We start from the raw sequence: 18,933 nt of genomic DNA, 5'->3' as shown, positions 1-18,933 counted from the left end.
TTAACATGTTAGATATAAAAAGTACTTAATCTTCGTCAATTCACAAGTTAAGAGCTATCACCTCAAAAAACAACATAAGTGTACATCTAAGACTTTTTATGACTAATGATTTAAGATATTATTGATTAGCTTTAGCAATATTTCTGTCTATCACTTTATGATAAAAACACATTTAATAAGTAAAATCACCTAAAATGTTACACGTCATTAATCGAATATTACCCAATGACACAAACTTTAACTATTGTTTCTATTTTTATATTAAATTTAACTAGATGATGTTTTTAATATAAATTAAGGTCAGTATTACATTAATAAAAAAAACAACGATCAGTAGAAAATATTATTGTGGAATTTAAATTTCACTTTATTTATCTACGTATTTTATCAGATTAGTATGAATATCAAATCAGTTCAACAGGAGTATGGTGATGAATAACACCATTCACGTAATCGTAGAAAGTGATAATGTCTTTAAGAATAAACTGAAATTAATGATGGAATCTTTTGGTTCTATCTTTAGATTTTATAATAACGAAGAAGTGTTTATGAGTAATTATACTTATCCTAATGAGGGTAATGTAAAGGAATGTATTTTATTATTCTTAAACAATGATGAAAATCGTATTAATCGATTAAACAATATAAATAATTCATTTGGTATTGTTCCATTCATTGTGCTTGCCGAAGAGCCTTCTATCAGTCTATGTCGAGAAAGCTTTAAAGCTGGAGCCTTTGATTTTTTTCCCTTTCCTTTCAAGGACATCGAAATATCAAATTCCATTAGCAACGCAATGGAATTATTTTTAAGTATGCATGAGAAGCATAAAAAATATACTCATCTCTCTGATAAATTTAATCGTCTTTCGGTTAGAGAAAGAGAAATTATGGATATGATATTAGAAGGTAATACCAGTAAAGAAACCGCAGAAAAACTGTCATTATCACCAAGAACTGTAGAGGTACATCGCTCTAATATTTATACAAAATTAGGAATAAAATCACTACCACAACTTATTCAAGAATACGAATATATTAATACCTATCCTAGATATATTTAATCTATATGCTATGTTTACCTTCTTATAGCGTTATTATTTCTGATGGCTTGATTCTAAGCCATCAGAAATTAACTATATGAAAAATACCTAAAGGTACTATAATTTAGATAAATATAGATTAATATTCTGTTAATTTTGAAATAATAACTTATTTTTATAAGTGATAAAAACAACACCACTCTGTTATGGATTAAAAACCTAAGTAAATTAATAATTCAGATGGTAATAATAACCACTAATAATCACAAAATAAAATTACATTTTTTTTAGTTATTAAAGTATTATTTACCCTCCCCATATCTCACTACTTTTTTAGTAAAACAATAACCTTTATCAACAAACTTTCTCTCTCATAAAACTAAAAAAATAAGGCTACAAACGACATACCTCTTTACCGTATCCAAGTATAATAAGCATCGTTTTCATTTTCTTTTCTCGATACATCAAGTAACGATACAAGTAGATAGATTACGCTTTATTTATCTATCGGCTGTCGTTCAAAATGTTGGTAAATATTTCGCGCTTCGCTGTTTTTATGCTTTGTAGCTGTTCAAAAAACACGCGAAAGCGCTATTTTTTACCATTCAGAGCATATAGAAGAGCTATTTGTAGTCCTTAATGTTAATTTCGTACTGCTTTAGCTTGCGCCATAATGTTGTCCGTCCCATATCAAGGACTTTATGCATTTTTTGAATTTTACCTTTGCAAGCTTGTGCAACTTCAATAATCAAAGCTTTCTCAACTGAATGAATATCTAAGTTAGCGAACCGTTGTTCGTCCTTATCTACCTTAAAAACACCTTGTTCGTAATAGCGAAATTTCAATTTTTCACTCACTTCCCTTGCTAAGGATTGCGTAAGTGCAAACAAAATATTGCAACTATTCTTAGTTGAAGATAAAACAACAACGAGTACAGGCTCACCAGTATGTGAATACACTGGTGCTAAGTAATAAAAAATTCCATGTAATTCAATTGGCTCTGCATTCAACCTAAGCTGAGCCCCATAAGTTAAATTATCAGATAGTAAATTTGCTATCTCAAAGTTACCATCAAGCTCATGACTGAGCCAAAGCATTTTCCCATCAGTGCTCAGTAGAGAACTGCGAATATTATTATCATGTAACGAGGCTAATCCGCTCTCAATGGTTGTATGAGCAAGCTCTACGATATATTCATAATTATCTGAATTATAAATACTTTCTTTTACAGGTGTTGTAGTTGGAAATATTAAATGAGTTGACATAGTTATCCTTATTCTTCGATAAGAGTTATCTGATTATGTCAATTTGCCATTTAATTATTATATTCTAGATCAAGTTATTAATTGATAGGTTTACAACCATTGATCCGCATCAATTTTTCATAATTAAAAGTAGTAAATCAATGTAGTAAAAAAGAAAATGGCTAACTGAATCTATCTAAGTTAGCCATATACACTTCTAGAGCGCTTTTATTAAATTAAGCAGTAACAATATTTCCCCACAGATCATATTCATCTGCATGCTCAACTAATACTTTCACTATATCCCCAACGCTAACCTCAAATTCACCATTGAGATAAACCATACCATCAATTTCTGGTGCATCAGCCATACTACGCCCAATAGCACCTTCATCATCAACTTCATCAATAATGACTAAAATTTCTTTACCAATTTTATCTTGTAATCGCTGTGTAGAAATTTGCTGTTGTACTTGCATAAAACGATGATAACGATCTTCTTTTATTTCCTCAGGAACTTGATCAGCTAGTTCATTCGCTTTCGCTCCCTCGACAGGGCTATATTTAAAGCAGCCGACTCGGTCCAACTTAGCTTCCAATAAGAAATCTAATAGCATTTGGAAATCTTCTTCTGTCTCACCGGGAAATCCAACAATAAATGTTGAACGTAAGGTGAGTTCAGGGCAAATTTCACGCCAACGTTTAATCCGCTCAAGTGTTCTTTCAACGGCACCGGGGCGTTTCATTAATTTTAAAATTTTCGGACTTGCATGCTGTAGTGGAATATCTAAGTAAGGTAAAATTTTACCTTCTGCCATCAACGGGATAACATCATCAACATGTGGATAAGGGTAAACATAATGTAAACGCACCCATACGCCCATTGAAGCAAGTTGTTCGCATAACCCCACCATGCTAGTTTTTACAGGCTGACCATCCCAAAAACCCGTTTTATTTTTAACATCAACACCATATGCAGAAGTATCTTGGGAAATAACCAGTAACTCTTTGACTCCTGAAGCGACCAGACGCTTAGCTTCATTTAACACATCCCCGATTGGACGGCTATCTAAGTCCCCTCGCATTGAAGGAATAATGCAGAAAGTACAACGATGATTACACCCTTCGGAAATTTTTAAATACGCATAATGCTTTGGTGTCAATTTTACCCCTTGTTCAGGGACTAAACTCAAGAAAGGGTCATGTTCAGGCTTCGGAACATAGTGGTGAACATGATTAAGTACCTGCTCATAGCTATGTGGGCCAGTGATTTCTAAAACTTTTGGATGTACTTCACGAATTTGGTTTTCTTTCGCACCAAGGCATCCTGTCACAATCACTTTACCATTTTCATTCAGTGCTTCCCCAATCGCTTCTAATGATTCCTGCACTGCACTGTCGATAAATCCACAAGTATTCACAATGACTAAGTCAGCATTATCATAGCTTGGAACCACTTGATAACCATCAGTGCGTAATTCAGTTAAAATGCGTTCTGAATCAACTAGGTTTTTCGGGCAGCCGAGAGAAACGAAACCAATTTTTGGTACCGGATTAGTATTTTGCGACATAACTCACTTCTTTTATTGTGTTATAAATATTGTTTTAGAAAAATGGGCGAAATTTTACCTGAAGAATTGAGGGAATTGTATAAATTTTTATCGAAAATAATATGAATTTAAATCTAGAATAGATAGAAACAAATCTTGCTTTTAGTCGGTGATTTTCACAAATCATTTTGTAAAAACCACCTAAAAATGCCAATCAGCGATTAATTGAACGAGCGATACGAGAGTAAGTGTGCCTAACCCCTCGGATCACAATACTATAATTTAAAATATTCTCAGGTAATGCAATTCCGTTATACCCTGAATCACCAATATGATGTAAATCTGTCCCGGCCATTTTACACATTAATGCTATTTGCCGAATAGTTTGTAAATCTGCGCCTTCTTGAGAAGTCCCAATCGCTGTCATTGTCATCACACCTTGGGAATGGCAATAACCCACCATTTTTTGCACAAACTCTAACGAGATCCCGGGGACCGTTCCTGGAGCCGGAAGCAAAATGATATCTGCACCACTGTTAATAAAGGTACGAATATCATCTTCTGTTATGAGTTGCTCAGCCGAGGCATTCAAAACCCCTGCCGCGTGCATTTTCCCTGTAATAAGCACAATATCTTCGCCAACAACAGCTTTAAGCTCTTTAAGGCTCTGGTTAATTTCCTGATTAGTGACTCCATTTCCAGGGTTTCCCGTTAAAACAATAATGTCAGCACCCATTTCTTTTAACTTAATGGCATTTTTTACTGTTGCTAACCGCCCCTCTGACATTTTCCACTGCGCATCCTGTGTTGGATTATTAAATCCCTCAGGTACGGGCTCTAAATTAACGCCTATTGCTCTCCCCGTTAAACGCTTAAGCGTTCGAATGATTTCTTCGGGTTCAATCCCTTCGGGCAGGCCTTGCATAGTCGGTTGATTAACATCAAAAACATTCAGCAACAGGATATCGGCACCTTGGCTTGCAGCTAATTCAGCATTCGTTACGGTCATTAATACAGGCTGAATTGTACCAATGGTTTCAGAAACCAATATTCGCCCTTCACTGGCTTTAATTGATTCTAATAGATTCTTTTTATTGAATTTTGCGATTTCTGAAGCTGAACAATCAAGATAACGTCGTTGCATGGCTATACCTTTAGTTTCAACAAAATTGATGAAAAACTCATTTGTCATGAATATCTACATTCAAAATATATCACGTAGATAATAATAAACTGCCTAATAGAGCACACTATTAGCAAGTTATTTTTTGAAGAATAATAACTTTTTCTAACACATAGATTTTTATATAAAAATAATCATTCTCAGCAACGCGTTGTCAACTTATCAGAAATTATCACTTGTTTTTTATTAATAGTAATGATTATCATTACCACTCTATATCACTTATGGTAAGGACAAAAATAATGAAACTCGCCTATAAAGCTGCTGTTTCAGGTCTCGCGTTGTTTTCAATCTCAGCATTAGCTCAAGAGTACCCTCTCGGTCACCCTGTGATCAAAAACGGAATGGAAATCCAAGGTGTTTATTTACAGCCCATTACAATGGATACCGAAGAAGGCCATCATGCGATGTCTCACTTAGCTGCAGATAAAGCAGATGTCCACTTAGAAGCAGATATTCACGCTGTTGAAGATAACCCAAATGGCTTTGCAGAAGGCGATTGGATCCCTTACCTGACCATTGAGTATTCAGTGACTAAACTCGGTGATAAACCACAAACTCAAACAGGCACATTTATGCCTATGGTGGCGAGTGATGGCCCTCATTATGGGGAAAACATTAAATTAGATGGCAATGGTAAATACCGCGTCACCTATAAAATTTACCCGCCATCACACAATAAAGAAGTTGCCTTTGGGCGCCATATTGATAAAGAAACAGGTGTAGCCCCTTGGTTCCAACCTTTCGAAGTCTCTTGGGACTTTGACTACGCAGGTGTTGGCCGTAAAGGTAGTTACTAATTTTTTTATTAAAATTAGATAAGGGCTTAACCAAGGGAGTTATCTTGCGTAAGCCCTTTTTTGTTTGTTGTTATTAAAGGATAAACCAAGCCAAAATGAAAACATTACTGAGTTTTTTACTGGTTATCACTTGTACAATAGTTCCCTTATCTTCATTTGCTGCAGAAAAATATACTGTCGAATTAGAAATGAAAAATGGTGATCTCATCCCGCGAGTTCTTGAAGTTCCTGCAAAAACGATTATCCGCATTAAAATTACCAACACAGGTACTGAACCCGCAGAGTTTGAAAGCATTCAATTAAGAAAAGAAAAAGTTTTAGCGCCGGGTGCAAGCTCAGTAGTGGTAATCGCACCACTGAAACCTGGTACGTACACTTTTTTTGATGACTTCCACCTTTCTCACCCCAAAGGCGAGATCATTGCGAAATAAAAGGATTTAGCATGGGACAAGTTCTGTTTGTTGTTTGGCGTGAAAGCTTTGAAGCGCTACTTGTCATTGGCATTATTTATGCGTGGATTAAACGTCACCCTGACGCACATAATGGTATGAAATACCTTTGGGCTGGTGTCGCTATCGGGGTTATAACCTCAATCTTATTGGCTCTTCTCATTTATGGTGTATTCAATATCCTCAATAACACTGGGCAATCACTATTTATGATTTTTATGGAGTTACTCGCCTGTGTCCTGATTGTCCAAATGGTGTATTGGATGAACAAACATGGAAGTTCAATGAAATCCGAAATTGAGTCAGGAATAAGCCGTAATGCCGCCCACCATAACTGGTGGGGAGCCGCATTGATTATTGCTATTGCCATTGCCCGCGAAGGGAGTGAAATCGTCGTCTTCCTATCTAGCTTTATTATGTCGCTAACCACATCTAATGCCTCGACTTTCTTTATCGAGGTCGGTGGTGGAATTGCGATTGCAGGTCTTACACTTTATGTTTTCCTACTAACAAATCGCTTAATTTCGTGGTCTATCTTCTTTAAAGTTACTGGGGTTATTTTATTATTCCTCGCATTATCTCTCTTACTTAAAGGTGTAGAAGAAAGTGCTAACTTATTGATTGAATATGATTTCGCTATCCCTGAGTTTTTAATTTACCCCGCTTGGGATACAACTGCATTTCTCGATGATTCTGGTATTGCTGGCAATTTTATCTCTTCTTTCTTTGCCTACCGTTCACAACCGATTTGGCTCAGCGTCATTACCTTTGTCCTTTATTGGGCTATTGTGATCCCATTGTTTGCTCGGAGCAAAAAAAATGTCTAGTTCACTGAGGCGGAATATCAAATGGATGTCTTTTAGCTTAATACTCAGTGTTGCCATTCCTACTTTGGTTCAAAGTAAAGCACTAAGATCCCCTGTGCAAACAGGGGACAACATCATTATTGCTAAAGGTGATATACCCACTCCAGAAAAATATCAACATGCAATCCAAACCTATTTAACCTTTGCCACTAATCAATTGGCAGAAATGGTCACACAATTGGAATTGTTGCAACAGAATTTACAGCAAGGGAAGCTGCAACAAGCTCAAACAGCATATATTCAAGCTCACCAGTACTATGAAACAGTGCGCCCGATTATTATTTTGTTTGGTAATACGGATAGGACAATTAACCCAAGAGCCGATTATTTCCTCGATAAAGAAACAGATTACCGCTTTACGGGGTTTCATCTTGTTGAGTACCAGCTATTTATGCAAAAGGATGCCAAACTTGCGTTAGCGGCAAACCAAGAGCTATTACTCAAAGGGCGTGATTTGCATAAACGAGTAGCAACTGAAACCATCGAAATACCCAAGCTTGTGCAAGCCTCGGCTGATTTTATTGAAATGATCTTAGAAACAAAATTGGGTGGTAAAGAAAATATCTACAGTTTGTCTGATTTAACTGATATTGCCGCTAATTTAGAGGGAGCAAAAAAAATAGTTGGGGTTCTTAAACCTTTTATCAAGCCAGAAACACTGGATAAAATACAGCAAAATGAACAGCTGATTAACCAAATAATGCAGCCATATCAACTGTCAAATACCACATATCAACCCTATAGCCAATTACAATTAAAAGACAAAATGGCGCTTTATTCATTACTCACTCAGCAAGCTGAAACCTTAGCCAAATTACGTGCTGAGCTTGATGTCGATGTTTACTATAAATATTAAGGCATATATTTATGCAAGCTAAACTAAGCAGTATATTGCAAACCAACGGAATGTCTCGGCGTAATGCCCTAAAAATACTCGCAGTTAGTAGCGCAGTTTTAGCTGCTCCAACATTAAAAGCGCAAGGGAAAATTGCTAATTGCCAGCTCACCTATAACAAAGCAATCAATTATCTTGGGCTACACCAAGCCGGTGTTTTAACACCTGAACCCAAAAATGCCACTTTTATTGCATTTAATACTACAGCGAATTCTGTCGAACAATTACAAACTGTTTTTACTTTACTGACTCAGCGTATTGCTCACTTAACTCAACCCCAAATAGAGCCGTCAATCAATAACGATAAGATGCCTCCGGCAGAATCAGGTATTCTTGGGACACAACAACAACCCGACTCACTAACTATCACCGTTGCTTTAGGAAATTCTCTTTTTGATAACCGGTTCGGCTTAAATAAAATTAAGCCTAAACATCTTAGTGAAATGACCAGTTTTCCTAACGATCGACTAGAACAAAAATGGTGTGGTGGTGATCTTCTTCTGCAAATATGTGCGAATAGCCAAGAAAGCGTTATCTATGCATTACGTGATATCCTACGTCATATTTCGCCATACAGTTTTCCTCTCTGGAAAATAGATGGTTTCTTACCTGCAAGAGATATTGATAACCACTCAACGCCTATCAACCTTTTTGGTTTTAAGGATGGAACAGGAAATGCGCCTGCCGATGACAATTCGTTAATGAACGAATTAATATGGATAACAAAAGGCAGCCAAGAACCGTCTTGGTGCGACGGAGGGACATACCAAGCAGTACGTCTCATTCGTTTTAATTTAGAGTTTTGGGATAGAACACCATTAGAAGATCAAGAAAATGATTTTGGCCGACATAAAGACTCAGGAGCACCAATCGGCATGAAAAATGAGCATGATGATCCTGAGTTTGAAAAAGATCCTCATGGTGACCGTATTTTATTTGATTCCCATATGCGCCGTGCAGAGCCTCGTAACCCTGAACGTTATACCGCAAAACTAAGGCGAAGAAGTTATAGCTATTCACTGGGGTTAACCGAAACAGGAACTCTCGATATGGGCTTAGTTTTTGTCTCTTTTCAACAAAATTTAAAGACAGGCTTTATTGACACTCAAAAACGGCTCAATGGTGAACCACTTGAACGTTATATCAAGCCTTTTGGTGGAGGGTACTATTTTGTATTACCTGGAGTCCAATCGGCACAAGACACACTTGCTGAAAAAATGTTTACAGCCTTAAAACAAACTAGCTAATTATATTTATAAAATGAAAGCCCTTATTACATTTGCCGTAAGGGCTTTATTCGAAGCGATATCATCTCTTTTTAATTGAACACATTATTATTTTTTACGTTCCTTCACATCCGCTTCGACTTCCTGTTTCCAGTCCTCTGATATTGGTGCAGACATTTGTTTAGCTTCCACCGCTTTATTTACAGCACGATAAGCTTTATCGTAACCTGTCCCATCTTGCACATAACCAGTGGCATTTGAACTTTTAATCCCAATATTTTCCGCTTCAGAAATGGCATCAATATTGGCTCCTAAGAAAATAAAATCCCATTTATCTTCTGTTTCAGCTGACTTAATCATAGCTTTAATTTTCGCCTGGGAATATTTACGGCTACTATTTTCTTGCCCATCTGTAATTATTACAAAAAGGACATTATTATTTTTAGTAACATTTCTATTTTCTTGCATTTTTTCAATGCCTTCTCCTATTGCGTCTAACAATGCGGTATAGCCACCAACAGGATAATCATCAAGTGTTAGATTAGAAACTTTTGCAATGGGTTCTCTATTATGAAGTAAACTTGTTTTGTCATTAAATAAAATAGTTGTAATGTAGGTTTTTGCTTTTTTTCCTTTATTTTCAGTTAATACACTATTATATCCACCAATTGTATCAGTCTCGAAACCTGACATAGAGCCACTTTTATCAAGAATGAATACTAAATCTAAAACATCGGGTTCTTTTTTGGTATCAATAATAGTTGTACTGCTAGCGACAGAAGAAAATAAAAACAAAAATATAGCTGATATGACGGTGAAAACAGATTGTATGGGTAAATTCATCGCCGAGTTCCTTGGTGAGATTAATAAAAATATAACTATCCCAATCTCGCTTTTTCGCCAACTATTTCAAATAAGATTACTCTGTATACTTAATAAGCATTATCTTAATTAATTTCAAAAAATTATTACTCGAAAATAGTTTTTTGAGTAAGCTTGTAAAGAGTAAATCTACTTAAATGATTACTCTTTTAACCAAATACCATTTTCTCTTACTACATTAATTTCTTGAATAAAATGATTATACTTTATATTTTCAGCAACAGAATTTGATGAAGCACTTCGAACCTGCTCCTGGACTAATTCTGTGATAGCCTGATGAAATTCTTGATTTAATTCTTTATGAATATTCACATCATCGGTATTTTTTAACCGTGTAACTAACTGAATTAATTTTTCGGCCTTTACCTGTACATTCTCATTATCAAAAGTAACAGTTGGGACTCCATACATAAATACCACATTGATAGAATCCGCAGCTTCATGATTAGCAGGATCCGGTAATAAATTTTGTCCGTATTCATTATCTAAATAGGCAATTAATTCATGTTTATCAAAGCACTTGGATTTAATATTTCCATCTAACTTATCATCATAAAGTGTGATTGAATCTGGAAAATTTTCACCAACCGGGTAGCTACACCTAAATATATTTCCATCAATAAGCGTTGCATTAGAACTGCGAACTGGCAGTTCAAGCTCGTGCCCATTAATCGTAATGGGGTAACTCGCAGGTTTAAACCTCTCTTCTTTGCCATCAACGGCATAAACTTCAGACAATGTGTAATAAACAAAATGATTTGGGTTAATAATACCGCCAGAGTTATTTTCAAAGACAAAAAAATCTGTCACGTTACCCTCATCGCTTTCTAACTGGTGTAACCCGCTAGAAAGTAAAACAACACCTTTATCTTCTGGTAAAACATCATAATCTTTACCATCTAGCTTAAACCTAATCGTGTTTGCGCTTGGATTACTATAATAAAATTTACCTTTACCACTTAAAAGCTCCATATCATCACAAGCGGAAAGTAATATAGCCGCGGCGATAAAACAGCTATATTTTAGTATAGTATTCATAAAGTTGTTCCAAAGCTTTTTAAAATCAATTTATTAACTAAAAAGTGAGCGCTATCTGTAACGCTCTTTAAGATATTATTATCGATATTGAAACCATTATTCAGTTATTCAAATAAAATAACTTTACGATAAATGCGGTAGTAATCTGCCTTAGTTGATAAATCTCATACGTTGTTATCACGCAATACTTTTAACAATACCTGAAAAACCTCGTCCATTAGTGGCGTCGCTTGCTCGCTATTACGAATTAAAGCGACTGTGCGCGTTAACTCCGGTTGTTGTAATTGCAAAACTTTCAATTCCGGGTCTCGTAAATGTACAGTATAAAGCAGTGGTAAAATAGCAATCGCTAATTTTGAACGAACTAAGCCATATAGCGTTTCAATGTAATCCACTTGATAGCGAATATTTAATTTTAGTCGGTGACTTTCCACCGTAGCAGCAACTAAACGTTGAATATTACCTTTCGAAAATACGGCAATATCACGATTATTTAGCAATTTCCACGGCAAGTGAAATTCATTGGCAGACACGGTATCATCATGATGAATAACAGCAACAAAAGGGTCATCCTGCAAGGGAAAGATATTTAAATTTTGAGGCACTGAGCTATCTAACACACCAATGCCAAAATCAATTTCATGATTGATAAGTTTATCAATCAAAGCGTCATTCGTTTGGTCATAAAACTCAATATTAAGCCTCGGAAAATATTGAGTTAATAATTCAGGTACAGCAGGAAATAACAAAGAACTTACGGAAGGAACTAGCCCAATACGCAATGTTCCATCCCCACCTTCCACGATTATTTTTTGAATTTCACTAAATGCACGGTGAGAAACACTCAGTATTTGCTGTGCATGTGGCAAAATTGCAGCGCCTAGCTCCGTTAATGTTACGGATGAAGCGGTGCGATTAATTAGCTTTCCTCCAATAACCGTTTCTATTTGCCGCAAAGCACTACTCAAAGCAGGTTGGCTCACCGCTAGACGATTTGCTGTCTCGGTAAAATGACGCAGTTTTGCTAATGTCACAAAATACTGTAGTTGTTTGAGCGTAAGTGCTGGCAGTCTCTGCCAAGGTTCTATCATAATAATGTACTTTTATTTTTATTGGGTTAGCCAATATATCTGTTCATTATAACCATTTCTTATCGCATGATAAATTTTATCATCTTGGCAAACGTTTGCGTTGCTCATAAAGTAACAGTCATTAAATTGAAGGAATGGTATTTATGAGCATAACAGAACAAAACAGGCGTCATATCATTCAATCCGCTAAAGGTGAAAAGCCTTTTGACCTTTTACTCGCTAATGCCAATATTGTCGATATGGTCACAGGTGAAGTTCGCCTTGCAGATATCGGGATCACCGGCAACCTAATTGCTAGCGTTCACCCTACTGGAACCCGTACTGATGCAAATGAAATCCATGATTTATCAGGCTATTTCATTTCACCCGGCTTAATAGACACTCACGTCCATTTAGAAAGCTCACACTTGCCTCCTGTTCGCTATGCTGAGATAGTTCTAGCTCAAGGAACAACAGCTGTATTTTGGGACCCCCATGAACTCGCCAATGTACTAGGCCTAGAAGGTGTACGTTATGCCATTGATTCTAGCCGAAATTTGCCGCTAGATATTATGGTTGCAGCCCCTTCATCAGTACCATCAACACCTGGCCTAGAAATGTCTGGTGCAGACTTTGCTGGGGATGAGATGTCAACCATGCTGAGTTGGCCGGAAGTCCGCGGTGTGGCTGAAGTTATGGATATGTTTGGCGTGCTCCATGGCAGTGATAGAATGGAAGAAATTCTAAATGCAGGAATTACATCAGGTAAACTTATAGAAGGCCATGCAAGAGGCTTAAATGGGGCTGATCTCCAAGCTTATCTGGCTGCCGGAGTCACATCTGATCACGAATTAACCTCGGCTGAAGATGCCCTTGAAAAACTGCGTGCGGGCCTTACATTACAAATTCGTGGCTCTCATCCTTACCTTCTTCCCGATATTGTTGCCGCATTAAAATCCTTACCACATTTATCATCGCAAATTACAGTATGTACGGATGATGTTCCGCCCGATATGTTAATTGAAAAAGGTGGCATTATTGCGCTACTTAACCTTTTAATTGAGCATGGAATGCCGGCAACGGACGTACTACGCTTTGCTACATTTAATGCTGCAATGCGCTTGCAACGCCATGATCTTGGCCTGATTGCTGCGGGTAGAAAGGCAAATTTAGTCATTTTCGATTCATTGGAAACTTTGAAAGCGAAAGCTGTGTATGTATCTGGGCGAAAAATAGCTGAAAATAATCAGCTTATCAATGTATTAAATGTACCTAATGATATTTTACCTCCACGCGATACTATGCGACTTTCACCAATTACCCCAAATGATTGCACACTAAAAATTGCTGGAATCAATAATGGTAGTGCGCGTTTACGTCATATTCGTGGGGCACGCTTTACCCAATGGGGAGAAGTTGACGTACAAATCAACAATAGCGTGGTACAGCTTCCAAATAATTTCAGTCTTATTCGAGTTCAACACCGTCACGGCCGTCACGATGCTTTACCACAAATAGCCTTACTTGAGGGATGGGGCGAACTACGCGGAGCCATTGCGACAAGCTATTCACACGATTCACATAACCTCGTTGTTCTTGGACGTGACCCCGATGATATGGCTATCGCTGCTAATTTATTAATCGAGAGTGGTGGAGGTATGGCGTTAGTGCAAAATGGCCAAATTTTAGCCCATGTTGCGATGCCAATAGCGGGGATGTTATCTGATTTACCCGCGCCTGAATTAGCCGCTCAGTTTCGTCAATTACGTGAATTAAGCAGTGAAATTGCAGATTGGGAACCACCTTATCGCGTATTTAAAGCCATTGAGGGAACTTGTCTTGCCTGCAATGCAGGGCCACATTTAACCGATTTAGGATTAACTGACGGAACAACACGCCAAATCGTTGACGCTGTTATCCATACGGTTAAGCACGCTTAGAAAATTAAAAATATCAAAAATAATGATAGGAGAGCCTATTAATGGCTGACAGTTCAATAAATACGCCAACATCAGGGAGTTGGCTGGAAAAACGCTTTGCTTTACGTGAACGTGGGAGTTCAGTGAAAACAGAGTGTTTAGCCGGAGTTACTGGTTTTTTAGCTGCAGCTTACCTGCTAGTCGTGATCCCCGGTTTACTTGCCGCAGGAGGAATGGATAAAGGTGCAGCAACCACTGGAACAATTATTGTCTTCGTCATTGCCAGTTTATTAATGGCATTCTATGCGAATTTACCATTTATTGTTGGCCCCGGTATCGGAGGCTCTGTTCTTGTCGGTATTACTCTCGCAGGTAGTGAAGGCATTGACTGGCAAATAGGGCTCGGCATTGCTTGTTGGTCTGGAATTTTATTTTTCCTATTAACTAAATTTGGCTTGCGTGAGGTTGTTACACGCTCTGTTCCTCAATCAATTAAACTCGGATTAACTGCATCAATTGGTCTGTTCGTGGCCGTTTTAGGTTTTCGAAATGCAGGATTAGTACTTGCTAACCCAAAAACAAATGCACTAATGCTTGGGGATTTCCTTTCTCCTGGCGCATTAGTTGCACTCGCAGGCTTTTTCGTTGCGATTGCACTACAAGCTCGCAAAATACCAGGCGGAATTTTATGGGCAATTTTATTGGCAACTCTCTTAGGCATTCCTTTTGGCGTCACAAAATTGCCTGAAAGCTTTATTGGTATTCCACATTCTGTGGCACCTGTACTAGGACATGTAGACTTAATTGGCGCATTAAATATCGCTTTCCTACCTTTCTTATTTGTCTTTTTTGCTGCTGAGTTTTTCTCAACCATGGGAACAACTTTAGCCGTTGGCGGAGAGGCTGGCTTATTAGATAAAGAAGGTAATATGCCAAATATTAACCGCCCCTTTATCGTTGACTCAATTGCTGCTGCATTAGGCCCGTGGGTAGGTATTCCAGCGGCAACCGCACTCATTGAGTCCTCCGCTGCCGCAGAAGCTGGGGGTAAAACAGGTATGACCGCCCTTGCTGCTGCCTTTATGTTTTTATTAATGCTGTTATTTACGCCTATCGCATTAATGATCCCAGCCCAAGCCACAGCTCCAGCTCTAATTTTAATTGGACTAAATATGTTTAGTGGCTTACGAAAAGTGGACTTAGGCAATTTTACTGATGGCTTACCAGTATTAATGATGGTGATGATTACGTTAATCGCTAATAGTTTTGGTACTGGTATTGCAGGTGGGCTGTTATTTTATATTTTAATCAAAGCGGTTGCAGGCAAATGGAGAGAAATTCCAATAAGCTTGTGGATCCTTGCAGTACCTCTTATTTATTATTTCTCAACATTAGTAAAACACTAATACCACGAGTGCCAGAAAAGCCGACACTTCCACTGTCGGCTTTTCTATTCTAATAAATTTAGTTCAAAACTGCATGAGCTTCTATTTCTATTAGCCATTCTGGCAAGGAAAGCCCTGAAACAATAACCCAAGAAGATGCAGGTGACATATTTGGAAATTTTTCTTTTAATGCTCGCGCAATATCAGCTTGTTCCTTATGGCTGTTAAAGCCCTCTTTGATATAAATACGTAGCATAGCCACATGAGATAAATCGCCACCGGCCTCATGCAATACATGTTCAATATTAATTAATGATTGCACGGTTTGTTCGTAAATTCCCCCAGCAACAGTTTCTTCCGCAGCATTCACACCAACCTGACCCGATAAAAATAATTGTCGGGTTCCCGTTGTTTCTACGGCTTGGCTAAAGCCATACTGCAAAGAATTAAAGACAGACGCTGGATTTATCGATTTTTTAGTCATTTTTGTTCCATCGTTAATAAAACAGTAAGACAGTATAAGACTTTCACTTTTCAATTCATTAAATATCAGGCAAACGTTATTTAATTTGTATTAAAAAAGCATCAAAAGACACACTGGCTTATGTGCATCTAAGAATAAACACGAATACGCTCAGCTAAATAGTTCGCACACAAGGTGACTTCCACCTGTTGATTTTCCCAATCAACAGAAACACCAGTTAAATAGGCCTTTTTCGCTACCAGTAGCACCGAGGCCAATTCCACTGGCATGAGTTCTATTGCCCAAATGGCAGCCTCATCCTTTGATATAAATAGTCCCGTTTCCATGGTGTACCACATGCGTGCTAATGTCAGTAAAACATTACGCTCATCACCTTTTAGAGATAACTCTAAATTAGGGAGTGAATCTAACATAGCTCGGCGAATATCGTGCAGGCCAACAATAGGTAAGCCGTATATTTCCTTGTGCCATAAACTTACTGCTTCTTGTGACGCTTGGGCTAACATTAGTGTGAATTCAGGGTCTTGAGTTTGTCCTTCAAATACCCCTTGCTCGTACTCTGTACGTAACCACTCTCCATAAATTAATTCACATTTTGCAGGATAAGAAAGCATGTTTAATTCACTTGTTAAGAATACAACAATTTCCAGTGGTCGCCGGCCTTTTGGATCAATCGGATATAAGCCAGAAATATCCATTAAATCTCGTACAAGTTGTTCACGGCAAATATCAGTCACGGGGATATCAATCACCACAAGTAAATCAATATCACTCATTGGCCGTAACCCACTAGAAACAGAGGAACCGTGTAGATAAACTGCAATTAATGAATCAGAAAAATGTTTTCGCAGAATAACCAATGCTTGTTCTGCTTGGGGGGGAGTCACCATCATATCGCTCCTATCATATTTAATGATACTAATACTATTATAAATAGTAATTAAAATAATAACTTTAATAAAATCAATAACTAAATCACTGGCTTATTTTTATGGCATAAATAAAATGGTTAAAAAACTAAGCTATAATATTTAAATAGAATTACACTATTATTTTAATGAATAATATTCGCATTCATTCTACTGAGGTTAAAAGCAATCAATCGTTTAGCATACTGAGCCAAAACGATATGTCCAAGACATCAATTTTCATTTGAATTATTAAGCGCATTCTACATCATGTAGCATTCCCCCCTCTTCTCCTACATTTGCTAAACATCTTACATGCGGTACATCACACTTCTCATCATTCATATTGAATACGGCTTTATAACCACGAGATAAAACCAGTGCAAATATTAATCACCACATAAATGATACCAAAATACATATCAAACAGAAAAATCATAATTAACAAATAGTTAAATTGAAAATAAATAATTTACTACGGGATTGGATGACTCGACAAATGAAAAAATAAGAATGTCGCAATTAACTAAAAGTTATAGATACCCAAACAAAACTCATTGTTAAACAAAAGTTATGCAAAGTAATTTAATTTATCGCTAATGTTAAATAACAACGGTGAAAGTTCTGGTAAACTAACTTGAGGTAAAATAATGATCCTAGATGCCAGCTACACTTTATTAGTCGCTTGTTTGGCGCTATTGATTGGTATGTTTGTTGTAAAATACACTCCTTTTCTACAAAAAAACCATATTCCTGAAGCCGTTGTTGGCGGTTTTATTGTTGCTATCATTCTATTAATTGTCGATAAAACAGCTGGATACTCATTTACTTTTGATGCTTCACTACAAAGCATTTTAATGATTACGTTCTTTTCATCAATTGGATTGAGCTCAGATTTTTCGCGTTTAATAAAAGGTGGTAAGCCACTTATTTTATTAACTATCGCAGTGACTATCTTAATTGCTATTCAAAATACCGTTGGTATGGGAATGGCTGTCATGCTTAATGAAAGTCCATTTATTGGCTTAATTGCAGGCTCAATCACACTTACGGGTGGCCACGGCAACGCAGGAGCTTGGGGACCAATACTGGCTGATAAGTATGGCGTGACTGGTGCTGTTGAATTAGCTATGGCATGTGCAACCCTAGGTTTAGTATTAGGTGGGTTAATTGGCGGCCCTGTTGCTCGTCATTTATTGAAAAAAGTTTCAATCCCTAAAAGCACTGAACTCGAAAAAGAAACGATCGTTGAAGCCTTCGAACAACCGAGTGTTAAACGAAAAATTAATGCTAATAATGTTATTGAAACCATCTCAATGCTGATTATCTGTATTGTTGTCGGTGGCTATATTAGTGAGTTTTTTAAAGATACTGTCATGCAATTACCAACCTTTGTTTGGTGCTTATTTGTCGGTATTATTATTCGTAACGTCTTAACCCATGTATTTAAGCATGAAGTTTTTGAACCAACTGTTGATGTTTTAGGTAGCGTTGCCTTGTCATTATTCTTAGCAATGGCGCTAATGTCCTTAAAATTCGGTCAACTCGCCAGTATGGCAGGCCCTGTTCTGATAATTATTGCTGTCCAAACGGTAGTTATGGTTCTATTTGCGACATTTGTTACCTTTAAAATGATGGGTAAAGACTATGACGCAGTTGTTATTAGTGCTGGGCACTGCGGGTTTGGAATGGGTGCGACACCAACCGCTATCGCTAACATGCAGACCGTCACTAAAGCATTCAGTCCTTCTCATAAAGCATTTTTAGTGGTGCCAATGGTAGGGGCATTTATTGTCGATATTTCAAATAGTATCTTAATTAAAATCTTTATCGAAATCGGCACGTATTTTACCTAGTACGCAATCATAAAGGCCAGGCTATAACCTATGTATATCATCTGGCCTTCTCTTTTTTATCACCATTGAATTTAAACCGCCTAATTACCTTTCATCATTTTCAGTACCAAATAAATAGTTGTTCAGATTAATTTGTAT

The 18,933-nt window shown here is 37.2% G+C and carries 17 protein-coding genes; 9 read left to right on the top strand and 8 right to left on the bottom strand.

The features are described 5' to 3' along the window. Positions 1-431 precede the first annotated feature (431 nt). On the top strand, positions 432-1,061 hold the full coding sequence (locus M1F26_RS04735) for a response regulator transcription factor (protein ID WP_140171284.1): 630 nt from the start codon (positions 432-434) through the stop codon (positions 1,059-1,061). A 602-nt stretch (positions 1,062-1,663) separates the two neighbouring features. Here M1F26_RS04735 and M1F26_RS04730 read toward each other — a convergent pair. From M1F26_RS04730 to M1F26_RS04720, 3 genes are all read right to left on the bottom strand, one after another. Beyond that, on the bottom strand, positions 1,664-2,305 hold the full coding sequence (locus M1F26_RS04730) for a helix-turn-helix domain-containing protein (protein WP_318837654.1): 642 nt from the start codon (positions 2,303-2,305) through the stop codon (positions 1,664-1,666). A gap of 215 nt (positions 2,306-2,520) precedes the next feature. Next, positions 2,521-3,855: a 30S ribosomal protein S12 methylthiotransferase RimO gene (gene rimO / locus M1F26_RS04725; protein WP_112307185.1), complete on the bottom strand. Its 1,335-nt coding sequence runs from the start codon at positions 3,853-3,855 to the stop codon at positions 2,521-2,523. A 193-nt stretch (positions 3,856-4,048) separates the two neighbouring features. Further along, on the bottom strand, positions 4,049-4,978 hold the full coding sequence (locus M1F26_RS04720) for a PEP phosphonomutase (protein WP_096863319.1): 930 nt from the start codon (positions 4,976-4,978) through the stop codon (positions 4,049-4,051). 281 nt (positions 4,979-5,259) lie between these two features. Here M1F26_RS04720 and M1F26_RS04715 point away from each other — a divergent pair, with 281 nt between their 5' ends. The 5 genes from M1F26_RS04715 to efeB all read left to right on the top strand — a co-directional run bounded on the left by M1F26_RS04715 (position 5,260) and on the right by efeB (position 9,274). Next, positions 5,260-5,817: an iron transporter gene (locus M1F26_RS04715; RefSeq protein ID WP_094960937.1), complete on the top strand. Its 558-nt coding sequence runs from the start codon at positions 5,260-5,262 to the stop codon at positions 5,815-5,817. Between the two features lie 95 nt (positions 5,818-5,912). Next, positions 5,913-6,248, top strand: a complete 336-nt coding sequence (locus M1F26_RS04710; protein ID WP_004260622.1) for a cupredoxin domain-containing protein — start codon at positions 5,913-5,915, stop codon at positions 6,246-6,248. Between the two features lie 11 nt (positions 6,249-6,259). Further along, a complete protein-coding gene (locus tag M1F26_RS04705; protein WP_140171288.1) occupies positions 6,260-7,093 on the top strand; it encodes an FTR1 family iron permease in 834 nt (277 codons plus the stop codon). Beyond that, the gene (locus M1F26_RS04700; protein ID WP_136133965.1) at positions 7,086-7,988 is read left to right on the top strand and encodes an EfeM/EfeO family lipoprotein; all 903 of its coding nucleotides are present in this window, start codon (positions 7,086-7,088) and stop codon (positions 7,986-7,988) included. Before M1F26_RS04705 ends, M1F26_RS04700 begins: the two co-directional genes overlap by 8 nt. An 11-nt stretch (positions 7,989-7,999) precedes the next feature. Continuing rightward, positions 8,000-9,274, top strand: a complete 1,275-nt coding sequence (gene efeB / locus M1F26_RS04695; RefSeq protein ID WP_200129263.1) for an iron uptake transporter deferrochelatase/peroxidase subunit — start codon at positions 8,000-8,002, stop codon at positions 9,272-9,274. Between the two features lie 87 nt (positions 9,275-9,361). Here the strand turns inward: efeB and M1F26_RS04690 are convergent, their stop codons facing one another. The 3 genes from M1F26_RS04690 to M1F26_RS04680 all read right to left on the bottom strand — a co-directional run bounded on the left by M1F26_RS04690 (position 9,362) and on the right by M1F26_RS04680 (position 12,264). Next, on the bottom strand, positions 9,362-10,096 hold the full coding sequence (locus M1F26_RS04690) for a vWA domain-containing protein (RefSeq protein WP_140171292.1): 735 nt from the start codon (positions 10,094-10,096) through the stop codon (positions 9,362-9,364). A 180-nt stretch (positions 10,097-10,276) separates the two neighbouring features. Further along, a complete protein-coding gene (locus M1F26_RS04685) occupies positions 10,277-11,173 on the bottom strand; it encodes a hypothetical protein (protein WP_140171294.1) in 897 nt (298 codons plus the stop codon). Positions 11,174-11,337: 164 nt separating this feature from the next. Further along, positions 11,338-12,264: a LysR family transcriptional regulator gene (locus M1F26_RS04680; protein WP_136133961.1), complete on the bottom strand. Its 927-nt coding sequence runs from the start codon at positions 12,262-12,264 to the stop codon at positions 11,338-11,340. 143 nt (positions 12,265-12,407) lie between these two features. Between M1F26_RS04680 and M1F26_RS04675 the strand changes: the two genes are divergently transcribed. Together M1F26_RS04675 and M1F26_RS04670 are read left to right on the top strand one after the other, a co-directional pair. Next, a complete protein-coding gene (locus M1F26_RS04675; protein WP_140171297.1) occupies positions 12,408-14,183 on the top strand; it encodes an adenine deaminase in 1,776 nt (591 codons plus the stop codon). Between the two features lie 41 nt (positions 14,184-14,224). Further along, positions 14,225-15,568: an NCS2 family permease gene (locus tag M1F26_RS04670; protein ID WP_140171299.1), complete on the top strand. Its 1,344-nt coding sequence runs from the start codon at positions 14,225-14,227 to the stop codon at positions 15,566-15,568. 58 nt (positions 15,569-15,626) lie between these two features. Here M1F26_RS04670 and M1F26_RS04665 read toward each other — a convergent pair whose 3' ends face one another. Then, a complete protein-coding gene (locus M1F26_RS04665; RefSeq protein ID WP_136133959.1) occupies positions 15,627-16,031 on the bottom strand; it encodes a RidA family protein in 405 nt (134 codons plus the stop codon). 128 nt (positions 16,032-16,159) lie between these two features. Beyond that, on the bottom strand, positions 16,160-16,924 hold the full coding sequence (locus M1F26_RS04660) for an aminoglycoside adenylyltransferase domain-containing protein (protein WP_140171301.1): 765 nt from the start codon (positions 16,922-16,924) through the stop codon (positions 16,160-16,162). A 665-nt stretch (positions 16,925-17,589) separates the two neighbouring features. Here M1F26_RS04660 and gltS point away from each other — a divergent pair. Beyond that, complete coding sequence (gene gltS / locus M1F26_RS04655) at positions 17,590-18,795, top strand: sodium/glutamate symporter (RefSeq protein ID WP_094960930.1); 1,206 nt, start codon at positions 17,590-17,592, stop codon at positions 18,793-18,795. The last annotated feature ends 138 nt before the right edge of the window (positions 18,796-18,933 follow it).

This window comes from Providencia sp. PROV048 (genome assembly GCF_033688165.1).
Taxonomy (GTDB): domain Bacteria; phylum Pseudomonadota; class Gammaproteobacteria; order Enterobacterales; family Enterobacteriaceae; genus Providencia; species Providencia hangzhouensis.
The sequence above is the reverse complement of the archived record's forward strand: the minus strand, read 5'-3'. Positions and strand labels throughout refer to the sequence as shown.